Consider the following 216-nt stretch of genomic DNA (forward strand, 5'->3'; position numbering starts at 1 on the left):
GGATCATCGTTCGACTTGCATGTGTTAAGCACGCCGCCAGCGTTCATCCTGAGCCAGGATCAAACTCTCCGTTGAAAACAAAAAAATCAAACAGACACAACCACACCCACCGGAAATAACGGTAGAAAGCGCGGCTGCACAAAATTCGAAACCAGCTGAAAACCAGCCCACCACACACGGGGGTGCATGACAGAACTGGCATAAATTTCAACCAAT

At 48.6% G+C, this 216-nt stretch carries 1 rRNA gene; it reads right to left on the reverse strand.

Annotation, left to right across the window (positions count from 1 at the left end):
* A 16S ribosomal RNA gene (locus tag LRQ04_RS20545) occupies positions 1-75 on the reverse strand; the annotation flags it as partial.
* Between the last annotated feature and the right edge of the window lie 141 nt (positions 76-216).

The sequence above is a fragment of the Paenarthrobacter sp. AR 02 genome (assembly GCF_021538675.1).
Classification (GTDB): Bacteria; Actinomycetota; Actinomycetes; order Actinomycetales; family Micrococcaceae; genus Arthrobacter.